General features: G+C 75.0%; 17 protein-coding genes and 1 pseudogene. 9 read left to right on the top strand and 9 right to left on the bottom strand.

Translation table 11 applies throughout. From position 1 onward, the window contains the following. Positions 1–12: 12 nt before the first annotated feature. Positions 13–2697, bottom strand: a complete 2685-nt coding sequence (locus tag ACI79C_RS09350; protein ID WP_456945366.1) for a PEP/pyruvate-binding domain-containing protein — start codon at positions 2695–2697, stop codon at positions 13–15. Between the two features lie 212 nt (positions 2698–2909). On the opposite strand from ACI79C_RS09350, the gene ACI79C_RS09345 reads away from it, so the two are divergent. Continuing rightward, positions 2910–3476: a hypothetical protein gene (locus ACI79C_RS09345; protein WP_456945365.1), complete on the top strand. Its 567-nt coding sequence runs from the start codon at positions 2910–2912 to the stop codon at positions 3474–3476. Between the two features lie 104 nt (positions 3477–3580). On the opposite strand, the gene ACI79C_RS09340 is transcribed toward ACI79C_RS09345, so the two are convergent. The 7 genes and pseudogenes from ACI79C_RS09340 to ACI79C_RS09310 form a co-directional block, all read right to left on the bottom strand. Further along, a complete protein-coding gene (locus ACI79C_RS09340; RefSeq protein WP_456945364.1) occupies positions 3581–4465 on the bottom strand; it encodes an alpha/beta hydrolase fold domain-containing protein in 885 nt (294 codons plus the stop codon). A gap of 37 nt (positions 4466–4502) precedes the next feature. After that, positions 4503–5279: an SDR family NAD(P)-dependent oxidoreductase gene (locus tag ACI79C_RS09335; protein WP_456945363.1), complete on the bottom strand. Its 777-nt coding sequence runs from the start codon at positions 5277–5279 to the stop codon at positions 4503–4505. After that, a complete protein-coding gene (locus tag ACI79C_RS09330) occupies positions 5272–6246 on the bottom strand; it encodes an ABC transporter substrate-binding protein (RefSeq protein WP_456945362.1) in 975 nt (324 codons plus the stop codon). Before ACI79C_RS09330 ends, ACI79C_RS09335 begins: the two co-directional genes overlap by 8 nt. Before the next feature lie 115 nt (positions 6247–6361). Continuing rightward, positions 6362–7483, bottom strand: coding sequence for an LLM class flavin-dependent oxidoreductase (locus tag ACI79C_RS09325; RefSeq protein WP_456945361.1), 1122 nt, complete (start codon positions 7481–7483; stop codon positions 6362–6364). Between the two features lie 223 nt (positions 7484–7706). Further along, positions 7707–8171, bottom strand: a complete 465-nt coding sequence (locus tag ACI79C_RS09320; protein ID WP_456945360.1) for a MarR family winged helix-turn-helix transcriptional regulator — start codon at positions 8169–8171, stop codon at positions 7707–7709. A 26-nt stretch (positions 8172–8197) separates the two neighbouring features. Then, a complete protein-coding gene (locus ACI79C_RS09315; protein WP_456945359.1) occupies positions 8198–8827 on the bottom strand; it encodes a cysteine hydrolase family protein in 630 nt (209 codons plus the stop codon). A 70-nt stretch (positions 8828–8897) separates the two neighbouring features. Then, positions 8898–9897: pseudogene (locus tag ACI79C_RS09310) on the bottom strand (alkaline phosphatase D family protein). Positions 9898–9909: 12 nt separating this feature from the next. Between ACI79C_RS09310 and ACI79C_RS09305 the strand changes: the two are divergent. From ACI79C_RS09305 to ACI79C_RS09280, 6 genes are all read left to right on the top strand, one after another. Next, positions 9910–10362 (top strand): potassium-transporting ATPase subunit C, encoded by a 453-nt coding sequence (locus tag ACI79C_RS09305; protein ID WP_456945358.1) that lies wholly within the window; start codon positions 9910–9912, stop codon positions 10360–10362. Next, positions 10359–10994, top strand: coding sequence for a TetR/AcrR family transcriptional regulator (locus ACI79C_RS09300; RefSeq protein WP_456945357.1), 636 nt, complete (start codon positions 10359–10361; stop codon positions 10992–10994). The genes ACI79C_RS09305 and ACI79C_RS09300 overlap by 4 nt, the downstream gene beginning before the upstream one ends. A gap of 313 nt (positions 10995–11307) precedes the next feature. Next, positions 11308–12318 carry a phosphotransferase enzyme family protein gene (locus tag ACI79C_RS09295; RefSeq protein ID WP_456945356.1) on the top strand — a complete coding sequence of 337 codons (1011 nt, stop codon included), beginning with the start codon at positions 11308–11310 and terminating at the stop codon, positions 12316–12318. 46 nt (positions 12319–12364) lie between these two features. Further along, a complete protein-coding gene (locus ACI79C_RS09290; protein WP_456945355.1) occupies positions 12365–13681 on the top strand; it encodes an aspartate aminotransferase family protein in 1317 nt (438 codons plus the stop codon). Positions 13682–13788: 107 nt separating this feature from the next. Beyond that, the gene (locus ACI79C_RS09285) at positions 13789–15270 is read left to right on the top strand and encodes an APC family permease (protein ID WP_456945354.1); all 1482 of its coding nucleotides are present in this window, start codon (positions 13789–13791) and stop codon (positions 15268–15270) included. 87 nt (positions 15271–15357) lie between these two features. After that, positions 15358–16128 carry an SDR family NAD(P)-dependent oxidoreductase gene (locus ACI79C_RS09280; protein WP_456945353.1) on the top strand — a complete coding sequence of 257 codons (771 nt, stop codon included), beginning with the start codon at positions 15358–15360 and terminating at the stop codon, positions 16126–16128. A 49-nt stretch (positions 16129–16177) separates the two neighbouring features. On the opposite strand, the gene ACI79C_RS09275 is transcribed toward ACI79C_RS09280, so the two are convergent. Then, the gene (locus tag ACI79C_RS09275; RefSeq protein WP_456945352.1) at positions 16178–17176 is read right to left on the bottom strand and encodes an ABC transporter substrate-binding protein; all 999 of its coding nucleotides are present in this window, start codon (positions 17174–17176) and stop codon (positions 16178–16180) included. A gap of 277 nt (positions 17177–17453) precedes the next feature. On the opposite strand from ACI79C_RS09275, the gene ACI79C_RS09270 reads away from it, so the two are divergent. Together ACI79C_RS09270 and serA are read left to right on the top strand one after the other, a co-directional pair. Further along, a complete protein-coding gene (locus ACI79C_RS09270) occupies positions 17454–18485 on the top strand; it encodes a zinc-dependent alcohol dehydrogenase (protein WP_456945351.1) in 1032 nt (343 codons plus the stop codon). A gap of 127 nt (positions 18486–18612) precedes the next feature. Continuing rightward, complete coding sequence (gene serA, locus ACI79C_RS09265) at positions 18613–19818, top strand: phosphoglycerate dehydrogenase (RefSeq protein WP_456945350.1); 1206 nt, start codon at positions 18613–18615, stop codon at positions 19816–19818. Positions 19819–19853 lie beyond the last annotated feature (35 nt).

Below are 19853 nucleotides of genomic sequence, written 5' to 3'. Positions count from 1 at the left end.
GTGGGACGGTGGTCAGCGCGTGCCCTGCCGCGCGGGGGGAGGCGACGGCGCGGCCACCGCGTCCCGCGTGCGCTGTTCGGGCAGCCGGCCGGCCGGGTCGGCCAGGACGGTGACGGTCCCGGCGCCGCCGTCCACGCGCACCCGCTGACCGGTGCGCAGCCGCCGGGTCGCGTCGGGCACCGTGGCCACGGCGGGGATGCCGTACTCCCGGGCCACGATCGCCCCGTGGGAGACCACCCCGCCGACCTCCATCACCAGCGCCCCGGCGAGCTGGAACAGCGGCGTCCAGCCCGGGTCGGTGCTCGCGGCGACGAGCACCTCCCCGGCCGCCAGCGCGGCGCCGACGGGGGAGTCGAGGACCCGGACGACGCCCTCGTGGACCCCGGGCGACACGCCGGTGCCCACCAGGGTGCCCGGCGCGCTCGCCACGGGGGCGGCCGGGCCGTACACCGCCTCGCCGTCGCTGGTGAGCAGCAGGGGGACGACCCGCCGGCCGAGCTCCCGCTCGTACTCCTGACGCCGGCGGCCCGCGCGCTCACGCAGGTCGGGCACCGTGCCCTCCACGGCCGCGCGCAGGTCGGCGGGGTCGAGGAAGAAGACGTCGTCGGGGTCGTCGAGCCGGCCCTCCGCGACGAGGGCGGCACCGACCTGCTGCAGCAGGCCGCGGCCGAGGGCGAGCACGCGGACGAGGTCGAACTTCGGCCGCTCCCGCAGCCCGGCCAGGGCCCGGTACCGGCTCAGCACCGCGCGCAGCACCAGCGCGCGCAGCCGCCCCCGCGTCCGGCGGACGGCGGCGACCAGGTCCCGGGCCGCCGCCTCGGCCTGCTCGGCGCCGCGCCGCTGCCGGTCGATCAGCTCGCCCGGGTCGCCGGCGGCGAGGTAGCCCCGGACCAGCTCCACGACGTAGGTCGGGTCGTCGCGGAATCGCGGCAGCCCCAGATCGATCTCCCGGTCCGGGGCCCGGTGCCCGAAGGTCGCCAGGAACTCCGCCATGCCGGGAGCGGTCTCCGACGGTTCCCCGCCCGCCTCGCGGCAGGAGCGCGCGAGCCGGGCCAGGGCGGTGCCCATCGCGAGTGTGGGGTCGTGGGGGAGCCAGCGGCGCACCGGTTCCATCCCGGCGGAGCTGCCCAGCCACCGCTCGCACAGCTCCGTGGCGAGCGCGCCGGCCAGCAGTCCCACGTACACCGGCGGCAGCTGGGCCCAGGCCACCTCGAGAGTCTGCCGCGGCAGGGTCCCGAGGACGTGGTCCGCCTGCTCGCGGGGTCCGGTCAGCGCCGCGGTCTCGTCGCGGAGCCGGCGCACCTGGTCCTCCGCGCGGGCGAGCAGCCGCCGGCGTGCCCGGACCGGGGCGGCGGCCGCGGCGAGGAGCCCGGGGACCTCCCGGGCCACCCACCAGGTCAGCCCGGCCGGCAGGGCCACGCCGCGGGGCCGCACGAGCCGGTGTCCCTCCCGGTCGAGCCACTCGCGCAGGGCCGCGGCGGTCGCCGGGTCCTTCAGCGCCATCCGGTCGGCCAGGTTGCGGCCCAGCCGGGGGGAGGCCAACAGCGGGGTGATGTCGTAGAAGAGGCGGCCGGCCACCTGGGACACCCAGGCCGGCACCTCCCGCGACGGCCGGCGGCGCAGCGACCACAGCGACGACATCGCCGCGACCAGCCCGGCGAAGGCGGCGTTGCCCGCGGGGGTCATGGGCTCGGCCACGCCCTGCGCGGCGAGGGTCAGCGGGATGTACACCCGCAGCCCCGGTCCGGCCGGCGGGCCGGGCGGCAGCGGGAACAGGGTGGTGACCGGCCGGGACTGGAGGAGCCAGCAGCGCCCACCGGCGACGGCCCACTCCAGGTCCTGGGGTCCGCCGGACAGAGTCGCGGCGCGCAGTCCCAGGTCGGCCAGCTCCCGCAGGTGCGCGGCGCCCAGCAGGGGGCGGCCCGCCCCGTCGGGGCCGTCCAGGACCGCGCGCGTCCCGGCGTCCAGGACCCACCGCTGCGGGGTCGCGCGCCCGCTCACGAGCGCGTCGCCGAGCCCGCGCACCGCCTCGACCACCACGCGGTCGCGGCGTCCGGTCAGCGGGTCGGCGGTGAAGAGCACCCCGGCGACCTCGGCGGGCACCATCCGCTGGACGACGACGGCCACGGCGGCCGCGGAGGAGGGGGTCCCCTGCCGGGTGCGGTAGGCCAGGGCCCGCGCCGTCCACACCGAGGACCAGCAGCGCCGGACGGCGTCCACCACCTGCTCGGCGCCGGTCACGTCGAGGAACGTGTCCTGCTGGCCGGCCGAGCTGGCACCCGGGAGGTCCTCCGTGGTGGCCGAGGAGCGCACCGCCACCGGCCCGCCGCCCAGCCGGCGCCAGGCCGCGACGACCGGCCCGGCCAGGTCCCCGGGCACCGGCGCGGCCTCGAAGGCCGCGCGCAGCGTCGCCGACGCCGCCGCCAGCGCGTCGGCGTCCCGCCCGTCGAGGTCGGCGGTCACCCGTTCGACCAGCGGGGCGAGACCCGACACCGCCACGAACCGCCGGTAGGCCCCGGCGTCGACGACGAAGCCGTCGGGCACGGGCAGCCCGGCCCGCCGCAGCCGGGCGAGGCCGACGCCCTTGCCGCCGGCGCGGGCGAGCTCCGTGGCCCGCTGGTCGTCCAGCGGGACGACGGTGGCCGCCGGCCCGGTGGCCGCCGGTGCACCCGGGAGCGACGACGGCTGCTCGGTCATCTCGACGACCTCCTGTCCTCCGAGCGCCCACGGCGACCAGGGTCTTGGGCGTCGCGATGCGCTCCCAGGGTCCGAGGTCACCGCGCCGCGGGGCGGGCTCGTGTCGCCGCGGTGGTCACAGGAACGACACCGCACGGTCCCAGCCTCCGCACAGGCCGTCCCCGCACGGTGGGACGGAGGGTCGGAGACACCGGCCCGGACGAGGAGCCCCCGTGCGCAAGAAGATCGTCATCGCGACCACCGCCGGTGCGCTGGCCCTCACCGGCCTGGCCGTGGCCGCCCCGGCGCTGGCCGGCACCGGCACGACCGAGGAGGCGACGTCGTCCCCGGTCGACCGGATCAGGGACGCGCTGGCCGGCCTGGTCGGTGACGGCTCGATCACCCAGGAGCAGGCCGACGAGGTCGCCACCACGCTGAGCGAGGCGGGCCTCGGCGGCCGCGACGGGCACCACGGCGGTGGCATGGGCCTGGCGGCCGCCGCCGAGGCGCTCGGCATGAGCGAGGACGACCTGCACACCGCCCTCGAGGCCGACGGTGCCACGCTGGCGCAGGTCGCCGAGGACCAGGGGGTGGCGGTCGACACCCTGGTCCAGGCCCTGGTGACGGCGGGGCAGGAGCGGATCGCCCAGGCCGTCACCGACGGCCGGATCACCCAGGAGCAGGCCGACGAGCGGCTGGCGGACCTGGAGCAGCGCGTCACCGACCGGGTCGAGGCGGTCGTCGGCGACCGCGGGCCGCGCGGCGACCGGGACGAGCCGGACGGGTCCGCGGACGACTGACCTCGCCGCACACCGCCGAGCGGCGCCGTCCCGCGGGGACGGCGCCGCCCGGCCGTTCCCCGACCTCGGCCGGCCGGACGAGCCGGAGGACCGGTCGGTCAGGCCTACCAGGCCGCGCCGGCGGCATCGTCGAGGAGCGTGGCCCGCAGGAAGCCGCTGACCGCGGCCAGGCCGGCCGGCTGGTCGAAGCCGGGGTCCTCGTGGTTGGCGCCGTGCAGCAGCCACAGTTGCGCCGGCACGCCCTGCGCACGCAGCGCGTCGAAGAGCCGGCGGCTGTGCTCGGACGGGATGAGCCCGTCGCCGTCCCCGTGCACCAGCAGGAACGGCGGCGCTCCGGCGTGGACGTGGGCGATCGGGCTGGCGGCGCGCGCCTCGTCCGGCCGGGACGCCGCCGAGTCGGCGCCGAGCAGCCGCGCCTCGTACGGCGGCTGGGGCGGCGGCCCGGTCAGGAAGGGCGGCCGCGGCCCCTCGGGGACGTCGCTGGCCATCCGGAGCAGGTCCGACGGGGCGAACCACGTGGCGGCGGCCTGCACCGACGAGTCGCCCAGCTCGGCGTCCCGCTCGTCGCTGGTCAGCGCCAGCAGCGCGGCGAGGTGACCGCCGGCCGACGCGCCCCAGGCGCCGATCCGGGTCGCGTCGAGTCCGTGCTCGCCGGCGTGCGCCCGCAGCCACCGGACCGCGGCCCGGACGTCGTCGAGCGGCGCGGGGAACGTCGCCGAGTCGCTGAGCCGGTACTGGACGGCGGCCACCGCCACGCCGCTGCGGGCCATGGGGAGGAGCCGCTCGGCGGCGCGGTCGGCGCGTGACCCGCGCAGCCACCCGCCGCCGTGCAGCCACACCGTGAGGGGGGCGGGACGGGTCCCCGGCAGGTACAGGTCCAGGTGCAGGTCGGTCCCGCCGACCTCGGCGTAGACCACGTCGCGGACCACGGTGACGCCGTCGGGCCGCCCGTCGTCGACGGGAGGTGCTCCGGCTGCCGAACTGGTCATGTCTCTCCTCGATGGTCCCTGGCCGCGTCCGCCGGCGTCAGCTGAACGCGACGCCGCCGTCCACGATGAGCGTCTGGCCGGTGATGAACCCGCTGCTGCGGGAGCACAGGAAGGAGATGGCCGGGCAGAGGTCGGTCGGCTCCATCCGGCGGGGCACCGCTCGCCGCACGGCGGCGATCGAGAGGTAGTCGTCGTCGTTGAGCGCGCGCGTCGCCTCGGTCTCGACCAGGCCGGGGGCGATCGCGTTGACGGTGATGCCGTCGGCGCCGACCTCGCGGGCCACGCTCCGGGTGAGCGCGATGACCGCCCCCTTGGAGGCGGTGTAGTGGGCGAAGTACGGCACCCCCATGTGCACCGTGGACGACGCGATGTTCACCACCCGGCCGTGGCCCTGCTCCTTCATGGCCGGGTGCACGGCGCGCATGCCGAGCCACACGCCGCGGGTGTTGACCGCCAGGACGCGGTCCCACTCCTCGACGGTGATCTCGGTGAACGGGCGCTTGGACCCCAGCCCCTGGTAGATCGCCGCGTTGTTGACCAGGGCGTCGACGCGGCCGTGCCGCTCCAGGGTGGTGGAGACGAAGTCGGCCCACGAGGCCTCGTCGCTGACGTCGGCCCGGACGTGGGTGACGCCCTCGGCCGCCCACCCCGCCGCCACGACGTCCGCCGCGACGACGGCCGCTCCCTGCGCCGCCAGGTGTCGGCTCACCGACTCCCCGATGCCGTGCGCCGCGCCGGTGACGAGGACGACCGTCCCCGGCTCGACGCTGCCCTGACCTCCGCCGATGACGTCCACGGGTGTCCGCTCAGGCATCGGGCAGCAGGGCGTCGAGGTCCGCGGGCTGCTCGAGGATCCCGTAGCGGGCCCCGACCTCGGACATGTACTCGAACGAGCCCCGCTCGAGCTCCTGCGGCCAGCCGGCCAGGGTGATCGCGCCGGCGAGCTCCGGGCTGAGCTCGGTGAAGCTGCCCAGGATCCCGCGCGCCGCCTCGGGGTTCTCGCTGGCGTAGGCCAGGGACTCCTGCACGCCCGCGACGAAGGCGTCCACCAGCTCGGGGTCGGACTGCACGGTCTCCGCCGTCGTGAAGTAGGCGCCGATGAGCAGGGGTTCCTCCGTGGCCTCGGCGAAGACGTTGGACAGGCAGCGGGCACCCTGCTGGATCGCGATCGTCTTGAACGGCTCCACCGCGGTCGCGGCGTCGACCTGGCCGCCCGCCACCGCCTGCGGGACGTCGGGGTGGGCGATCTCCAGGAACTCGATGGTCGAGGAGTCCCCTCCGGCACGGTCCACCGCGTCGCGGATGACGGCGACGTTGATGTTGTTCAGCGTGTTCGTGCTGACCCGCTTGCCGGCCAGGTCGGCGAGCGACTGCAGCGGGCTGCCCGCGGGGACCAGCACGCAGCCGAAGTCGTCGGTGGGGTCCCCGGTGGAGGAGTTCCCCGGCGCGACGACCTGGATCGGCAGGCCGGCCTCCTGCGCCACCAGCAGCGACAGGGTGTTGCTGAAGGCGAAGTCCTGCTCGCCGCTGACCACGGCGGGGACCAGCGCCGCGCCACCCTGGCCGGTCACCACCTCCACGTCGAGGCCGCGCTCGGCGAAGAAGCCCTGCTCGACGCCGAGGTAGAGCGGGGCGACGTCGGCGATCGGGACGACGCCGACGGTCACCTGGCGGGGCGCGTCGGTCGAGCCGGCGCCGGCCGGCTCGTCGCCCCCACCCCCGCCGCAGGCGGCGAGCAGCACCGAACAGGACAGGACGACGGACACGCGCAGGCGGGACATGGAGAGCCTCTCGACGGTGGGGGATCGCATGGCGCGGGTGGGGGATCGCATGGCGCGGGTGGGGGATCGCATGGCGCGGTGCAGGGGCGCCGGTCGTGCCGACCGGCGGGTGGGCTCAGGCAGGGGTCGCGGTCGCGGCCCGGCCGGCGGTCCGGGAGAGGACGGCGGGGACGACCTCGTCGCGGAACAGCCGCACCGAGGAGAGGACCGTGTCGACGTCGAGGGAGCCCCACGCGAACGCGCCGGCGAGGTAGTTGATCTCCCCGATCGCCACCGCCTCGGTGACCTGGGCGGCGACCGTCTCCGGCGACCCGACGAACAGCTTGCGCTCGGCGACCAGCTGGTCGAAGTCGATCGGGCCGGAGAACCGCTCGCTGCCGTGGAGCCGCCACAGGTGGGTGAAGCTCTCGTAGTGGGCGTCGAACGCCGGCCGTGCGATCGCGACGGCCTCCTCGTCGGTCGGGGCGACGAGGACGTGGCGCAGCATGCCGAAGCGCGGCGTCACCCCCGGCAGGCTGTAGCGGACGGTGCCGCGCTCGGCGGACTCCCGGAAGTGGGTGAAGAAGACCCGGCTCTGCTCGCGGACGACCTCCAGCGGCGGGGAGGCGAAGCCGAACCCGAACAGCACGTTGTAGCCCTGGTCGCCCAGCCGGGGGATCGAGGCGGCGTTGGACGACGGGTACCACAGCGGCGGGTGCGGGCGCTGGTACACCGGCACGTGCAGGGGGATCTCCTCGCCCGCGGCCCCCTCGGCGCCGGGACGGCGGAACCGGCCGGTCTCCATCGCCTCGACGATGGCCGGGAACAGCTCCTCGAAGCGCTCCGCGGTCTCCGGCGCGGTCAGCCCGAACATGGCCGCCTCGATGGGGGAGGAGCCCTTCCCGACCCCGACGTCCAGCCGGCCGTGGCTGAGCTGGTCGAGCATGCAGATCTCCTGCACCAGCCGCAGCGGGTCGTACAGCGGGACGATGAACGTGGTCGGCGCCAGCCGGATCCGCTCGGTCTCGCGGGCGGCGGCGGCGATGAACACCGACGGGGACGGCGACAGGCCCAGCGGCGTGCCGTGGTGCTCGGCGATGTGGTAGGTGCTGAACCCGCCCCGGTCGGCCTCGGCGAGCACCCGCAGCCGGGCGTCGTAGACCTCGGCCGGCGTCCTCCCGGGGGTGGCGTCGATCCAGTCGAAGAGACCGAACTCGAGGTCGTGCGGGGTGGCGTGCTCGGCCGGCTGTGCGGACATCCGCCCTCCTGGGTCCGGGTCGCTGAGGGAGTCGGGGCTGTGCGTCGGGCGTCGCGGCGTCGTGGCCCCGCGGGCGTGGTCCGAGGCGCGGTGGGCTCTCGGCCGGACGTCCCGGGCGGGGTCACCTCCGCTCGCCAGGATGGCGACCCGGGGTGTGACCCGCCTCATTGAAAGGGCCGATGGTTAGTTCGTCAAGAAACCATCCCGGCAGGCGGGAGAGGCCTCAGTCGGCGGTGACGAACTCCTCGAGGAGCCGGAGGAAGACGGTCGTCTTCTCCGGCGGGAGGCGCGCCTCGAAGGCCTGGCGCAGCTGCTCGACCCGCGGCTCGAGGTCGTCGCGCAGCGCGTGGCCGGCCGCGGTGAGTCGCAGCTCCACCCGGCGGCCGTCCTGGGCCGACCGATCCATGGTCAGGTACCCGGCGGCCTTCAACCGGTGGACGACGGCGTGCGTGCTGGCCGGGTCGAGGGCGACGAGCCGGGCGACGCTGGCCTGGTCGAGCGGCTCGTGCCGGCCGAGCGTGGACAGCACCGCGTACTGGACCGACGACACCGAGCCCGAGACGTGGCGCGTCCACATCTCGTTGTGGACCTGGCCGGCCCGGCGGATGAGGTGGCCGGGCAGGCGGGCGAGGTGCGGCGCCACGGTCTGGGCCCCGGTCTGGGCCACGGTCTCGTCGCCGGTCGCCACGGGTGGAGTCTAGGGAGCGCCGGCGCTCAGCCGGTCCGGACGGCCCAGGAGGAGAGCAGGTCCTCGGTGGTCACCACCGGGCCGATCGTGGCGGCGAACTCCGCGCAGGCCGTGGCCTGGGGGACCACCCCCACCGTCGCGGTCGCGTCGCCCACCAGCACCGGCCGGTAGCCGCGGGACACCGCGTCGACGCCGGTCGCCCGGACGCAGACGTCGGAGGTGAGCCCGACGAGGACCAGCGTCGGGCGGGCCTGGGCGCTGAGCACGAGCTCGAGGGGCGTGAAGGCGAAGGCCGAGTAGCGGTGCTTGACGAAGGTGAAGTCCCCGTCGGCGACCAGGTCCCCGTACGGCTCGGCGCCCCAGCTGCCGGCGGCCACGATCGGGTCGGTCTCGGGCTCGATGGTCGCGCCGCCCTGTCCCCGGCGGCGCCACCCCGGGGTGTCGGTCCACCGCGAGTGCTGGGTGTGCACGTGCAGGACCGGGACCCCGGCCTCCCGGGCGACGGGCAGGAGGGCGCCGATCCGGTCGATCGCGGTGAGCGCCTCGGTGCAGTCGACCCCGCGCCGGCCGAGGGTCCCCTCGGCGTGGCAGTAGTCGTTCTGCACGTCGACGACGAGGACGACGGCGTCGTCGGGCGCGATCCCGGCTGGGGGCATGGTCACTCTCCGCTGCGGCAGTGGGGCGGGACGCCGGGCAGCGTATGTCCCGGGCGCCGACGGGGGCCGCTCAGCCCTCGGCCGTGAGCACCTGCGTGTGCAGCACGGCGCCGGAGGCGTCGCGCAGCCGCACCGAGAAGGTCCCGGCGTCGCCGGCGATGACGACCTCGCCGAAGTACTGGTGCCCGGAGGCGGGGGAGGCGTCGGCGTGGGGCGGCGCGGCCACGAAGACCGCCCGGGGGCCGAAGGTGGCGTCCAGCGGGAGGGCCGGGAACGTCCCGGCGTTGAGGAGACCGGAGACGAACTCCCAGAACGGGGAGAAGTCGGGGAACGACGCCCGCTCCGGCGAGTGGTGGTGGGCCGCCGTGTAGTGGACGTCGGCGGTGAGCCACACCACGTTCCGCACGCCGGCGCGTCTGATCCCCGACAGCACCTGCGCGATCTCCAGCTCGCGCCCGAGGGGCGCGCCGGGGTCCCCCTGCGCGGCGGCCTCCAGGTCGGTCGGGCCGTCGGCGACGACCAGGCCGATCGGCAGGTCGGCCGCGACGACCTTCCAGGTGGCCCGGGAGGTCCGCAGGGCGTGCAGCAGCCAGTCGAGCTGCTGCTGGCCGAGGAGGGCGGCGTCGGGAGCGGACCCGGGCTGGCGGCCCGGCGAGTTGGGGCCCTCGTGGGGGCGCATGTCCACCACGAACACGTCGAGCAGCGGGCCGTAGGCGATCCGCCGGTACACCCGCCCGGCGTCATCGGGCTGCACCGTGATCGGCTGGTACTCGACGAACGCCTGCCGCCCGCGGGCGGCCAGCACGTCCACCCGCATCTCGGTACTCGGACCGGTCGAGGACCTCGCCGGGGTACCAGTTGTCGGTCGTCTCGTGGTCGTCCCACTGCGGGATGGTGGGGACCTCGCGGTTGAAGGTGAGCAGGTTGGCGTCCATCAGGTTGTCGCGGTACTGGCCGCGGAACTCGTCGAGGGTCTCGGCGACCTTCGACTTGGCCGGCGTGACGAGGTTGCGCCAGAGCGAGCCGTCCCGGTCGGTCCGCGTCTCCGGGAGGGGGCCGTCGGCGTACACGGTGTCGCCCGAGTGCAGGAAGAAGTCCGGCTGCAGCCGGCGCGACCCCCGTGCCGAGCACCACGCCGCCGCGCAGGAAGGTGCGGCGGTCCATCCCAGGTCGAGCGCGTGGCACGCGAGCGCGGGGTGCCGGCCTCGGAGGTCGAGCGGCTGGTCGCCGGGGCCACGGTCGGGCGGGACCTCGGCGTCCTCGGCGCTCCCTGGGTGAACGTGCTCGAGCTGGACCTGGCCCTGGACCGCGAGCTGCCGTGGGGTCCGTGCGGCCCCCGCCGCCCGGAGCCGGACGGCGGGGACCGCCGGCGCCCACCTCCGCGCGGCTCCTCGGCGTCTCCGGCCCCGGAGGGGGCGTCTCGTACGATGAGGTCGTCCGGGTCGCCCCGGTCGGTCCGGCATCGACCCACGTCGCGGTGCTCCCGGGCCCCTGTACCTCGGGCCCACCGCGTTGGAGGGAGTCGGCCGGCATGACGGACGCGCAGCCGACGCCGCCGGGGGAGGCCCCGCTCTCGCTGCGCGAGCGCAACAGGTTGCGGACCCGTCGGGAACTGCTCGACGCAGCTCTGCGGGTGTTCGCCGAGAAGGGGTTCGCCGGCGCCGCGGTGGAGGCGATCGCCGCGGAGGCGGGGACCTCCAAGGTGACCCTGTACGCCTACTTCCCGGCCGGGAGGGACGACCTCTTCCGCGAGCTGTACGAGGAGATCAACACCGAGTACGTGGAGCTGGCGACGGCCCGGCACGCGGCGGCGACCGGACTCGTCGACCGGGTGGTCGCCCTGGCCGCGCCCCTCCTCGAGATCGGCAGCCGGCCGCTCGTCGGGACCTTCTACTCCAACAGCGACCCGACGATCGAGCCTGCCCTGGCCCCGGTCCGGGGACACGCCTCGGGGGTCAGCGCCACGCTCATCGCCGAGGACGTCGCGGCGGCTCGCGCCGAGGGCGCCATCGCCTCCGGGGCCGACCCGCACACGCTGGCCGTGCTGCTCGTCGGTGCGCTGCGGGCCGCCCTGGTCGAGGTCGCGGCCGACCCCACCAGGTCCGAGCAGCTGCTCGCCGGCATCACCGACCTGGCGCGCGGCCTCCAGCGGCGCGACGGCGCCTGACGTCTCGCCCGGCCACCGGTCGCGGGACCGCCCGTGGAACGGCGTCCCCGTGGCGCGTCCCGGCCCGTCCCGCTCACCGGGCCGTTGACGTCGGTGCGGCCCCTCGGCACCCTGTCGCCTCAGTTCCACCGGCTCGCCGCGGTCGGCACCGGACGCCACGGTTTGTGAACGATGCGTAAAGGGTCTTGACGGCCCGTTCAGGTACTGCGACGCTCCTGTGAGCCCGGACACATCCCGGGCGCTGCACTCCCGCTGTCACCGCCCGCCGGGTCCTCCCGGCCGGGCGCGGGGCAGCTCGACCAGGAGGTCGCACGTGGTCGCCCTCGACGAGCAGGCAGCCCGGCGCATCGCGCACCGGGCTCTGACGCGGTACGGCCTCGACGAGGTGGCGCTCCACTTCGTCAAGTACCGCGAGAACTACGTCTTCCGGGCGGAGTGCGGCGACGAGGCCTTCGCCGTCCGCCTGCACCGCCCGGGCCTGCACTCGGTGGCCGAGGTCAGGACGGAGCTGGCCTACCTCGAGGCCCTCCGGCAGCGGGGGTTCGCGGTCCCCGAGCCGCTGCAGACGACCGACGGCGAGCTCATCTGCCTGGTCGACGACGGCACGGGCGGCGAGGTCCAGGTGGACCTCCAGCGGTGGGTCCCCGGGGCGGCTCCGCTCGGGGACATCGGCGAGGCGTTCGAGGGGACGAGCACGCTCACGCCGGCGGACTTCCACCGGCTCGGCGCCATGGCCGCCAGGCTGCACGACCACACCGAGCACCTCGGCCGGCTCCCCGGGTTCAGCCGCGCGGCGTGGGACGTCGAGGGCCTGGTGGGGAAGCGGGCGCTCTGGGGCGACCCGCTGGAGCTGCACGTCCTGTCGACGGCGGACCGGACCCTCCTGGCCGCCGCCGTCGCCCGGCTGACCAGCGACCTCGCCGAGCTGGGGACGGGCCCCGCCGTCTACGGCGTCATCCACGCCGACTTCACGCCGGAGAACATCCTCGTGCGGGGCGAGGAGCTCGTCCTCATCGACTTCGACGACTTCGGTGAGGGCTGGCACCTGTACGAGCTGGCCACGATCCTCTTCTTCTACCGGCCACACCCGCGCTTCGACGAGTTCGTGGACGCCGTGTTCGCCGGCTACCGCACGCAGCGCCCCCTGGACGAACGGCACCTGCACTTCTGGCCCGGGGTGCTGCTGGCCCGGGGGCTCACCTACCTCGGCTGGGCGGCACGACGCCGGGGCGAGGAGACCGCCGCCTTCATCGCCGAGCACGTGGCCCCCGTCGTCCTGGCCCTCGCGCAGGACTTCCTGTCCCAGCGCGCCGAGCTCGTCTGAGCCCTGCACCCGCGACCCCCGTGCAGTGACCACAGAACGGAACACCATGTCCCAGCCCGTTGCACCCCCGGACCCCGACCGACGGGAGGCACTCCTGGCCCGCCGGGCCGCGACCATCGGCAGGCGGACCCCGCTGTTCTACGACACCCCGCTGGAGTTCGTCCGGGGCGAGGGCGTCTGGCTCGTCGACGCATCGGGGCGCCGGTTCCTCGACGGGTACAACAACGTGCCGCACGTCGGCCACTGCCACCCCCGCGTGGTGGAGGCCCTGTCCCGGCAGGCCGCCGAGCTCAACGTGCACACGAGGTACCTCGACGAGCGGGTCCTGCAGTACGCCGAGGAGCTCCTCGCGACGTTCGGCGCGGGGCTGGACCGCGTCTTCTTCGTCAACAGCGGCTCCGAGGCCAACGAGCTGGCCCTGCGCCTCGCCCGGCAGCACACCGGTGCCACCGGCGTCCTCGTGACCGACTACAGCTACCACGGCAACACGACGTCCCTGGCCGAGCTGACCACCGGCCTGGAGGTCGCCGAACCCCTGGGCGAGCACGTCCGGGCGCTGCGGATCCCCGACCTCGACGACCCGGGGACGGACGAGGAGCAGGCCCTGCGCGAGGGCCTGGCGGCGGTCGAGGACGCCATCGCGTCCCTGCAGGAGGCCGGGCACGGTGTCTCGGCGCTGCTGTTCGACCCGCTGTTCACCACGGAGGGCATGCCCCGGGTCCCGGCGGGCTACGTCGAGGGCCTCTGCCGGAGGGTCCAGGCGGCAGGCGGCCTGGTCGTCTGCGACGAGGTGCAGTCGGGGTTCGGCCGGTCCGGCGACGCCATGTGGGGCCACGAGCTGTTCGACATCGCGCCCGACCTCGTGACCCTGGGCAAGCCGATGGGCAACGGACACCCGGTGGGCGGGGTCGTCACCCGCGAGAAGCTGCTCGACGAGTTCGGGCGCCGGAACACCTACTTCAACACCTTCGCCGGCAACCCGGTGAGCTCGGCGGTCGGGCTCGCCGTCCTGCACGTCATGCGCGACGAGGGCCTGGTGGGTTCGGCCAAGCGGGTCGGCGCCCTGCTGCGGGACGAGCTGGTCCGGCTGGCCCGGACCAGCGCGGTGGCGGGAGCGGTCAAGGGGCGCGGCCTGTACGTGGGGCTGTCCTTCGTCGAGCCCGACGACCCCACCCGCCCGAGCGCGGCCGCGGCACGGACCGCCGTCGAGGGCATGGTCGCCAGGGACGTGCTCATCAGCCGCACCGGCCGGTCCGACAACGTGCTCAAGATCCGGCCGCCCCTGGTCTTCGACGACGAGCACGCCGCACTCCTGCTCGACCGCCTGGCGTCCGTCCTGGACGGCGCGGGCCGGCCCGGATGACCCCGGTCCGCTCCCGCGCCTGGCTCCACCCGCACAGCACCGATCCGCCAGCACTGGTCCGTCACACCCTCCGGGGCGCCGTCGTCCCGTAACGGAAAGGAAGCGGAATGGCCACGTCCAACGGTGGACCCGCGTCTCGGCTCGCCCGTGACCAGCTCGGCGTGCCCGGGGTGGTCTTCCTCGTGCTCGCCGCCGTCGCCCCCCTGACCGGCGCCATCGTCGTGATGTCGCTGGCCATCGCCCTCGGCAACGGGAGTGGCGTCGTCGTCGCCGTCCTCGCCGTCGCCGTGATCCTGCTGCTGTTCGCCGTCGGGTACGCGCAGATGTCCCGCGTGGTGGTCAACGCCGGCGGCTTCTACGCCTTCGTCGTCAAGGGCCTCGGCCGGCCGATCGGACTGGTCGCGGGCTTCATCGCCACGATGGGCTACAACTTCTTCGTCGCCGGCGCCGTGGGCACGGGCGGCTTCTTCACCTCGGTGGTCGTCGCGGACCTGACCGGGTTCGACGTCCCCTGGTACGTCGCCGGCCTCGTCCTGTTCGTCGCCGCGTTCCTGCTCGCCCGCGGCGGCATCGACATCAGCGCCAAGGTGCTCGGTGTGGCGCTGGTGCTCGAGACGCTCACGCTCCTGGTCTTCTGCGTCTCGGTGCTGGTGCGGACCGGCTTCAGCGTCGACGTCTTCACCCCGGACGTGATGTTCGGCGGATCCGTCGGTGTCGCCCTCCTGCTGGCCGCCACGGCGTTCCTGGGCTTCGAGGCGACCTCGTTGTTCAGCGAGGAGTCCCGCGACCCGCTGCGCACCATCCCGCGGGCGACCTACGCCGCGATCGTGATCATCGGCCTCGTCCACGCGCTCACGGTCTGGGCGCTGGTCAGTGCCGCCGGGGTGGGGGACGCGCAGCAGGTCGCCCTCGACCACCTGGCCACCGGTGACCTCGTCTTCGTGCTGTTCGAGGAGTACCTGGGCTCGCCGCTGCTGGTCGTGGCGGAGGTGCTGCTCGTGGTGAGCCTGTTCGCCGCTCTCCTGGCCTTCCACAACATGGCCGCCCGCTACCTGTACTCGCTCGGCCGGGTGCGGATCCTCCCGGCCGGGCTCTCCACCACCCGGGCCAACGGTGTCCCGCAGAACGCGCTGGTGGCCAACGCCGTCTTCGCGTTCGTGGTGGCCGGACTCTTCGCGGTCCTGGGACTGGACCCGATCACGACCCTGGTGCCGGTCATGATCGGGTTCGGCACGCTGTGCGTCCTCGTGCTGCAGCTGTTGGCGTCCTTCTCCATCGTCGTGCACTTCCGCCGTCAGCGTGACCGGCGCTGGCTGACGACGTTCGTGGCACCGGGGCTCGGCTTCCTGGGCCTGCTGGCGATCTGCGTCATGGCGGTCGACAACTTCCCCCTGCTGGCCGGCTCCGACGCGCTCTACGTGCGGCTCCTGCCGTGGCTGCTGGTCGTCGCCCTGGTCGGCGGCGTGGGCTACGCGGCGTCCCTGCGCCGACGCCGTCCGGAGGTCTACGAGTTGCTCGAGACCGACCTCGAGCGGTTCCAACCCGCTCCGGCGCCGGCCCGGGCGGAGACCTCGTCGGCCCAGCAGTAGACCCGGGCGCCCCTGCCGTCCGGCTCCGAGCAGGGCCGGACGGCAGCCGGCCCCACCGCCACCCACCGCGATCGGGAGGAGAACAGCATGGTCAGTCTCGGGTTCGAGGGCAGCAGGGTCCTCGTCACCGGCGGGACGTCGGGCATCGGGCTCGCCGTCGCCGAGGCGTTCCTCGAGGAGGGCGCGAAGGTGGGCATCGTCGGTCGCAGCGCCGACCGGCTGACCGCCGCCCTCGAGCGGCTGCGGTCGGCGCACCCGGATGCCACGGTCGTCGGCGCGGCGGGGGACGTGGGGGACGAGGACTCGCTCCGCGCGGCCGTCGAGGAGGTCGCCGCGCACCTCGGCGGCCTGGACCACGTGGTCAGCAGCGCCGGCATCGCAGGCACGCTCGGGGACGCCGTCGACCAGGTGCCGGCCGAGGAGTTCCTCGAGGTCCAGAAGGTCAACGTCGTCGGCCCGTTCCTGCTCGCGAAGACGGCGTTGCCGCACCTGAAGTCCGGCGCCCACCCGACCTGCACGCTGATCGGGAGCGACTCCGGGTTCGTCGCCGTCCCGGGGATGCTCGCCTACAACGCGTCGAAGGGGGCCGTCGCGCAGCTGACCCGGGCACTGTCGGTCGAGCTGCACGAACCGTTCGGCATCCGGGTCAACAGCGTCTGCCCGTCCATCGTCGACACGCCCATGGCGCGCGACGGCATGGGCATGGAGTCCTTCGCGGACGTCGGCTACCCGGTGAGCGCCCCCGAGGACATCGCCTGGCTGGTGCTGAGCCTCGCCTCGCCGCGGTCCGTGGCGGTCAACGGCGTCTCACTGCTCGCCGACCACGGGTACCACGCGCGGTCGTCGTTCCCCGCCTGACCGACGGTGGGGCGGGCCCACGGCGAGGTGTCGGGGCCCGCCCACACCGTCAGTCCACGATCATGGTCCGGACGTCGAACTCCTCGCTGATGATGCCGTACTCCAGCATGAGGTCGGCCATCTCCTGCAGCTGCGCGACGTCCACCTCGGCGTCCCAGGCCGGCAGCGCGACCTGCTGCACGGTCTCGGCCGGCACCTGGGTGTAGGTGGGCACGAGCTCCACCAGCCGCTCCCGGTTGTCGGTGAGCTCCGCCATCGACGCCGTCATCGCCTGGCGGAAGGCCTCGACGACCTCGGGGTTCTCCTGCGCGTACTGCTCGGTGGTCAGCCACCCGGCGACCGGCATGCCCTCCACCGGCCCGCTGAACAGCGGGAACAGCACGCGCGCGCCGCTGGCCCTGGCCGAGGCCTGGAACGGCTCGACCTGCCAGATGGCGTCGACGTCCCCGGCGTCGAGGGCCGGCGCCATGTCCGGCAGGGGGAGCTCGACGAACTGGATGGTCGAGATGTCCACCCCCGCGTCCTCCAGCACGGCGTTGATGGCGACGGTGCCGACGTTCTGCAGGTTGTTGACGGCGATGCGGGCGCCGGCGAGGTCCGCGGGGGACTGGTACGGCGAGTCCGGCGCCACCATGATCGCGTGGTCGTCGGCGCCCACGTCGTTGCCGGCGATGACCCGGATCGGCAGGCCCTGCTGGGCCGCCAGCAGCGCCGAGGTGTAGTTGCCGTAGGTGATGTCGTACTCACCGGCGACCAGGGACGGGATCGCCTGGGCGCCGCCGGAGGTCTGCTCCAGCGTGACGTCGAGGCCGGCGTCGTCGAAGGCGCCGGTCTCCTCCGCCTGGACCGCCGTCGCCGTGTGCACCAGCGGGAAGTAGCCGACCGTCACAGCGGTCGGGGAGTCCCCGCCGCCAGCCCCGCTCGCGGCGCCGCCCGCGTCGTCATCGGAGCCGCACGCGGCCACCGCGAGTGCGGTCACGCAGGCGACCGCCAGCCGGGGGAGCCGGCGCCCGGCCCTCCGGGTGCGTCCCTCAGCCGAAGCGCTCATCGACATCTCCCTCCAGGCTCCCGCCGCCCGGTCCACTCCGAGGACGGACCGGCAGCGGGGGCGAGCCGGCTCTGCGGGGTCCGGGCCGGGCTCAGGATGCACCCGCACGCGTGCGCGCAGCGTCGTCGTGGCGTCGGGACGGCGACCCGGCACCATTCCGGGCCATGAGCGTCGACCCGCCACCCGGTGTGCACCGCCCGTCCCAGGTCCTCCCGTCCGGGCCGGGTGGCGGCCCCGTCGGCAGCGGCTCCCCACGACAGCACGTCCGAGTTCCGCGATGAGCGCGGCGACGATGCGCGCCTCCGTCCTGACCGGGCCCGGGGAGAGCGCGGTGCAGGAGGTGCCGGTCCCGGTGGCCGTGCCGGGGGAGGTGGTGGTCGAGGTCGAGCGGGTGGGCCTGTGCGGCACCGACGCGGAGTTCTGGACGGGGGAGATGACCTACCTGCACTCGGGACACGCCGCCTACCCGATGCGCCTGGGCCACGAGTGGTGTGGCCGCGTCACGGCCGTCGGGGACGGCGTGGACGCGGCCTGGGTGGGCCGGCGGGTCATGGGCGACACGATGCTCGGTGACGGCACCTGCCGTCGCTGCCGTCGGGGGCACCAGCACGTCTGCGAGCACCGGCAGGAGGTGGGGATCCGCGGCGGACGGCCCGGCGCGCTGGCCGAGCAGATCGCCGTGCCGGCCTGGTCGCTGCACGCCCTGCCCGACCCCGTGGACCCGGTGCTGGGGGCGCTCGTGGAGCCCGGGGGCAACGCCCTGCGCGCGGCCCGGGCGGCCGGTGCGGGACCCGGCGACCGCGCGCTGGTCCTGGGGCCGGGGTCGATCGGCCTGCTGGTCGCCATGTTCCTGCGCGCCGCCGGGGCCGAGGTGCACCTGATGGGGGTCGATCCGGCGTCGCTGGCCTTCGCCCGCACCCTGGGCTTCGCGCACACCTGGACCCAGGAGACCCTGCCGCACCTGCCCTTCGACGCCGTCGTCGACGCCTCCACCGCCGTCGGCCTCCCGGCCCTGGCCCTCGACCGCGTCGAACCGGCCGGCCGCGTCGTCTACATCGGCCTCGCCAGCAGCCCCAGCACCGTGGACACGCGGCGCCTCGTCCTCTCGGACGTCACGGCCGTCGGGATCCTCTCCGCCTCACCGGGCCTCGACGCCACCATCGCCGCCTACGCCGCCGGGGAGGTCGACCCGCGCCCGCTGGTGGCGGCCACCGTGGGCCTGGACCGGGTCGGGGCCGTCCTCGCCGGCGAGCGGCCGGAGAGGGCCGGGCCCGGCCCCAAGATCCACGTCGATCCACGACTCCCCTGACGGGAGCGGCGTCGACGAGGCGTCGTCCCCGTCACCGGCGGCACCCGGCCCTGCCGCCCCCGACAGGCGCTCCCGCCGGTGCTGGGAGGATCGGCGGCACCACGCTTCTCGAGGGGGACTGCCCGACATGCCCAGAGCTCTGCTGCTGGAGAACATCGACCCGGTGGCCGTGGAGCTGCTGTCCTCGGCCGGCTACGAGGTGGAGTCGCTGCGGGGAGCGCTGGACGAGGCCGACCTGGTCGCCGCGCTCGACGGCGTCGACCTGCTGGGCATCCGGTCGAAGACGCAGGTGACCAAGGCGGTCGTGGCGGATCACCCGGGGTTGGCGGCGGTGGGCGCGTTCTGCATCGGCACCAACCAGATCGACCTGGCCGCGGCGGCCGGTGCCGGGGTGGCGGTGTTCAACGCGCCGTACTCCAACACCCGCAGCGTGGTGGAGCTGGCGATCGCGGAGATCATCAGCCTGGCCCGGCGGCTGAGCGACCGGGACCGCGCGCTGCACGCCGGGATCTGGGACAAGTCGGCCAAGGGCAGCCACGAGATCCGCGGGCGGACGCTGGGCATCGTCGGCTACGGCAACATCGGCAGCCAGTTGTCGGTGCTGGCCGAGGCGCTGGGCATGCGGGTGCTGTTCTACGACCTGGAGGACAAGCTCGCGCTGGGCAACGCGCAGGCCTGCGGCAGCCTGGAGGAGCTCCTCGAGCGCGCCGAGACCGTGACGCTGCACGTCGACGGGCGGGCCGGCAACGCGGGGCTGTTCGGCGCCGAGCAGTTCGCCCGGATGCGCCGGCGCAGCCTGTTCCTCAACCTCTCCCGCGGGTTCGTCGTCGACCACGAGGCGCTGCGCGACCACATCGAGAGCGGCCACATCGCCGGCGCGGCCGTCGACGTGTTCCCCGACGAGCCCCGCGAGCAGGGTGACCCCTTCGACTCCGTGCTGCGCGGGCTGCCCAACGTGATCCTCACCCCGCACGTCGGCGGGTCGACCCAGGAGGCGCAGTACGACATCGGGCGGTTCGTCGCCGGCAAGCTGGCCGACTACAGCCGCACCGGGACGACGACGCTGAGCGTCAACCTCCCCGCGGTGGCCCTGCACGGGTCGTCCGCGGCCCGGTTCGCGCTGCTGCACCGCAACGTGCCCGGCGTCATGGCCCGCGTCGACGCGCTGGTCGGCGAGCACGGGCTCAACGTGGACGGCCAGGTGCTGGCCACCCGCGGCGAGCTCGGCTACGTGGTGACCGACGTCAACGGCGACCTGTCCCCGGCCCTGCTCGCCGCGCTCCGGGCGCTGCCGGAGACCGTCCGCCTCACCACCTTCCCCCCGCGCCCCTGAGGGCGGCTGCGCGCTCCGACGACGGTGCCGCCGGA

It is taken from the genome of Geodermatophilus sp. SYSU D00697 (assembly GCF_054050175.1).
The sequence above is the reverse complement of the archived record's forward strand: the minus strand, read 5'-3'. Positions and strand labels throughout refer to the sequence as shown.

What these genes read in the sequence shown, in the direction of transcription:
- ACI79C_RS09315 (WP_456945359.1), bottom strand. Translation starts at nt 8,827, where the DNA reads ATGCCCCCAGCCGGGATCGCGCCCGACGACGCCGTCGTCCTCGTCGTC.
- ACI79C_RS09290 (WP_456945355.1), top strand. Translation starts at nt 12,365, where the DNA reads ATGTCCCAGCCCGTTGCACCCCCGGACCCCGACCGACGGGAGGCACTC.
- ACI79C_RS09280 (WP_456945353.1), top strand. Translation starts at nt 15,358, where the DNA reads ATGGTCAGTCTCGGGTTCGAGGGCAGCAGGGTCCTCGTCACCGGCGGG.
- ACI79C_RS09335 (WP_456945363.1), bottom strand. Translation starts at nt 5,279, where the DNA reads ATGCCTGAGCGGACACCCGTGGACGTCATCGGCGGAGGTCAGGGCAGC.
- ACI79C_RS09350 (WP_456945366.1), bottom strand. Translation starts at nt 2,697, where the DNA reads ATGACCGAGCAGCCGTCGTCGCTCCCGGGTGCACCGGCGGCCACCGGG.
- ACI79C_RS09300 (WP_456945357.1), top strand. Translation starts at nt 10,359, where the DNA reads ATGACGGACGCGCAGCCGACGCCGCCGGGGGAGGCCCCGCTCTCGCTG.
- serA (WP_456945350.1), top strand. Translation starts at nt 18,613, where the DNA reads ATGCCCAGAGCTCTGCTGCTGGAGAACATCGACCCGGTGGCCGTGGAG.
- ACI79C_RS09325 (WP_456945361.1), bottom strand. Translation starts at nt 7,483, where the DNA reads ATGTCCGCACAGCCGGCCGAGCACGCCACCCCGCACGACCTCGAGTTC.
- ACI79C_RS09340 (WP_456945364.1), bottom strand. Translation starts at nt 4,465, where the DNA reads ATGACCAGTTCGGCAGCCGGAGCACCTCCCGTCGACGACGGGCGGCCC.
- ACI79C_RS09270 (WP_456945351.1), top strand. Translation starts at nt 17,454, where the DNA reads ATGAGCGCGGCGACGATGCGCGCCTCCGTCCTGACCGGGCCCGGGGAG.
- ACI79C_RS09285 (WP_456945354.1), top strand. Translation starts at nt 13,789, where the DNA reads ATGGCCACGTCCAACGGTGGACCCGCGTCTCGGCTCGCCCGTGACCAG.
- ACI79C_RS09330 (WP_456945362.1), bottom strand. Translation starts at nt 6,246, where the DNA reads ATGTCCCGCCTGCGCGTGTCCGTCGTCCTGTCCTGTTCGGTGCTGCTC.
- ACI79C_RS09275 (WP_456945352.1), bottom strand. Translation starts at nt 17,176, where the DNA reads ATGAGCGCTTCGGCTGAGGGACGCACCCGGAGGGCCGGGCGCCGGCTC.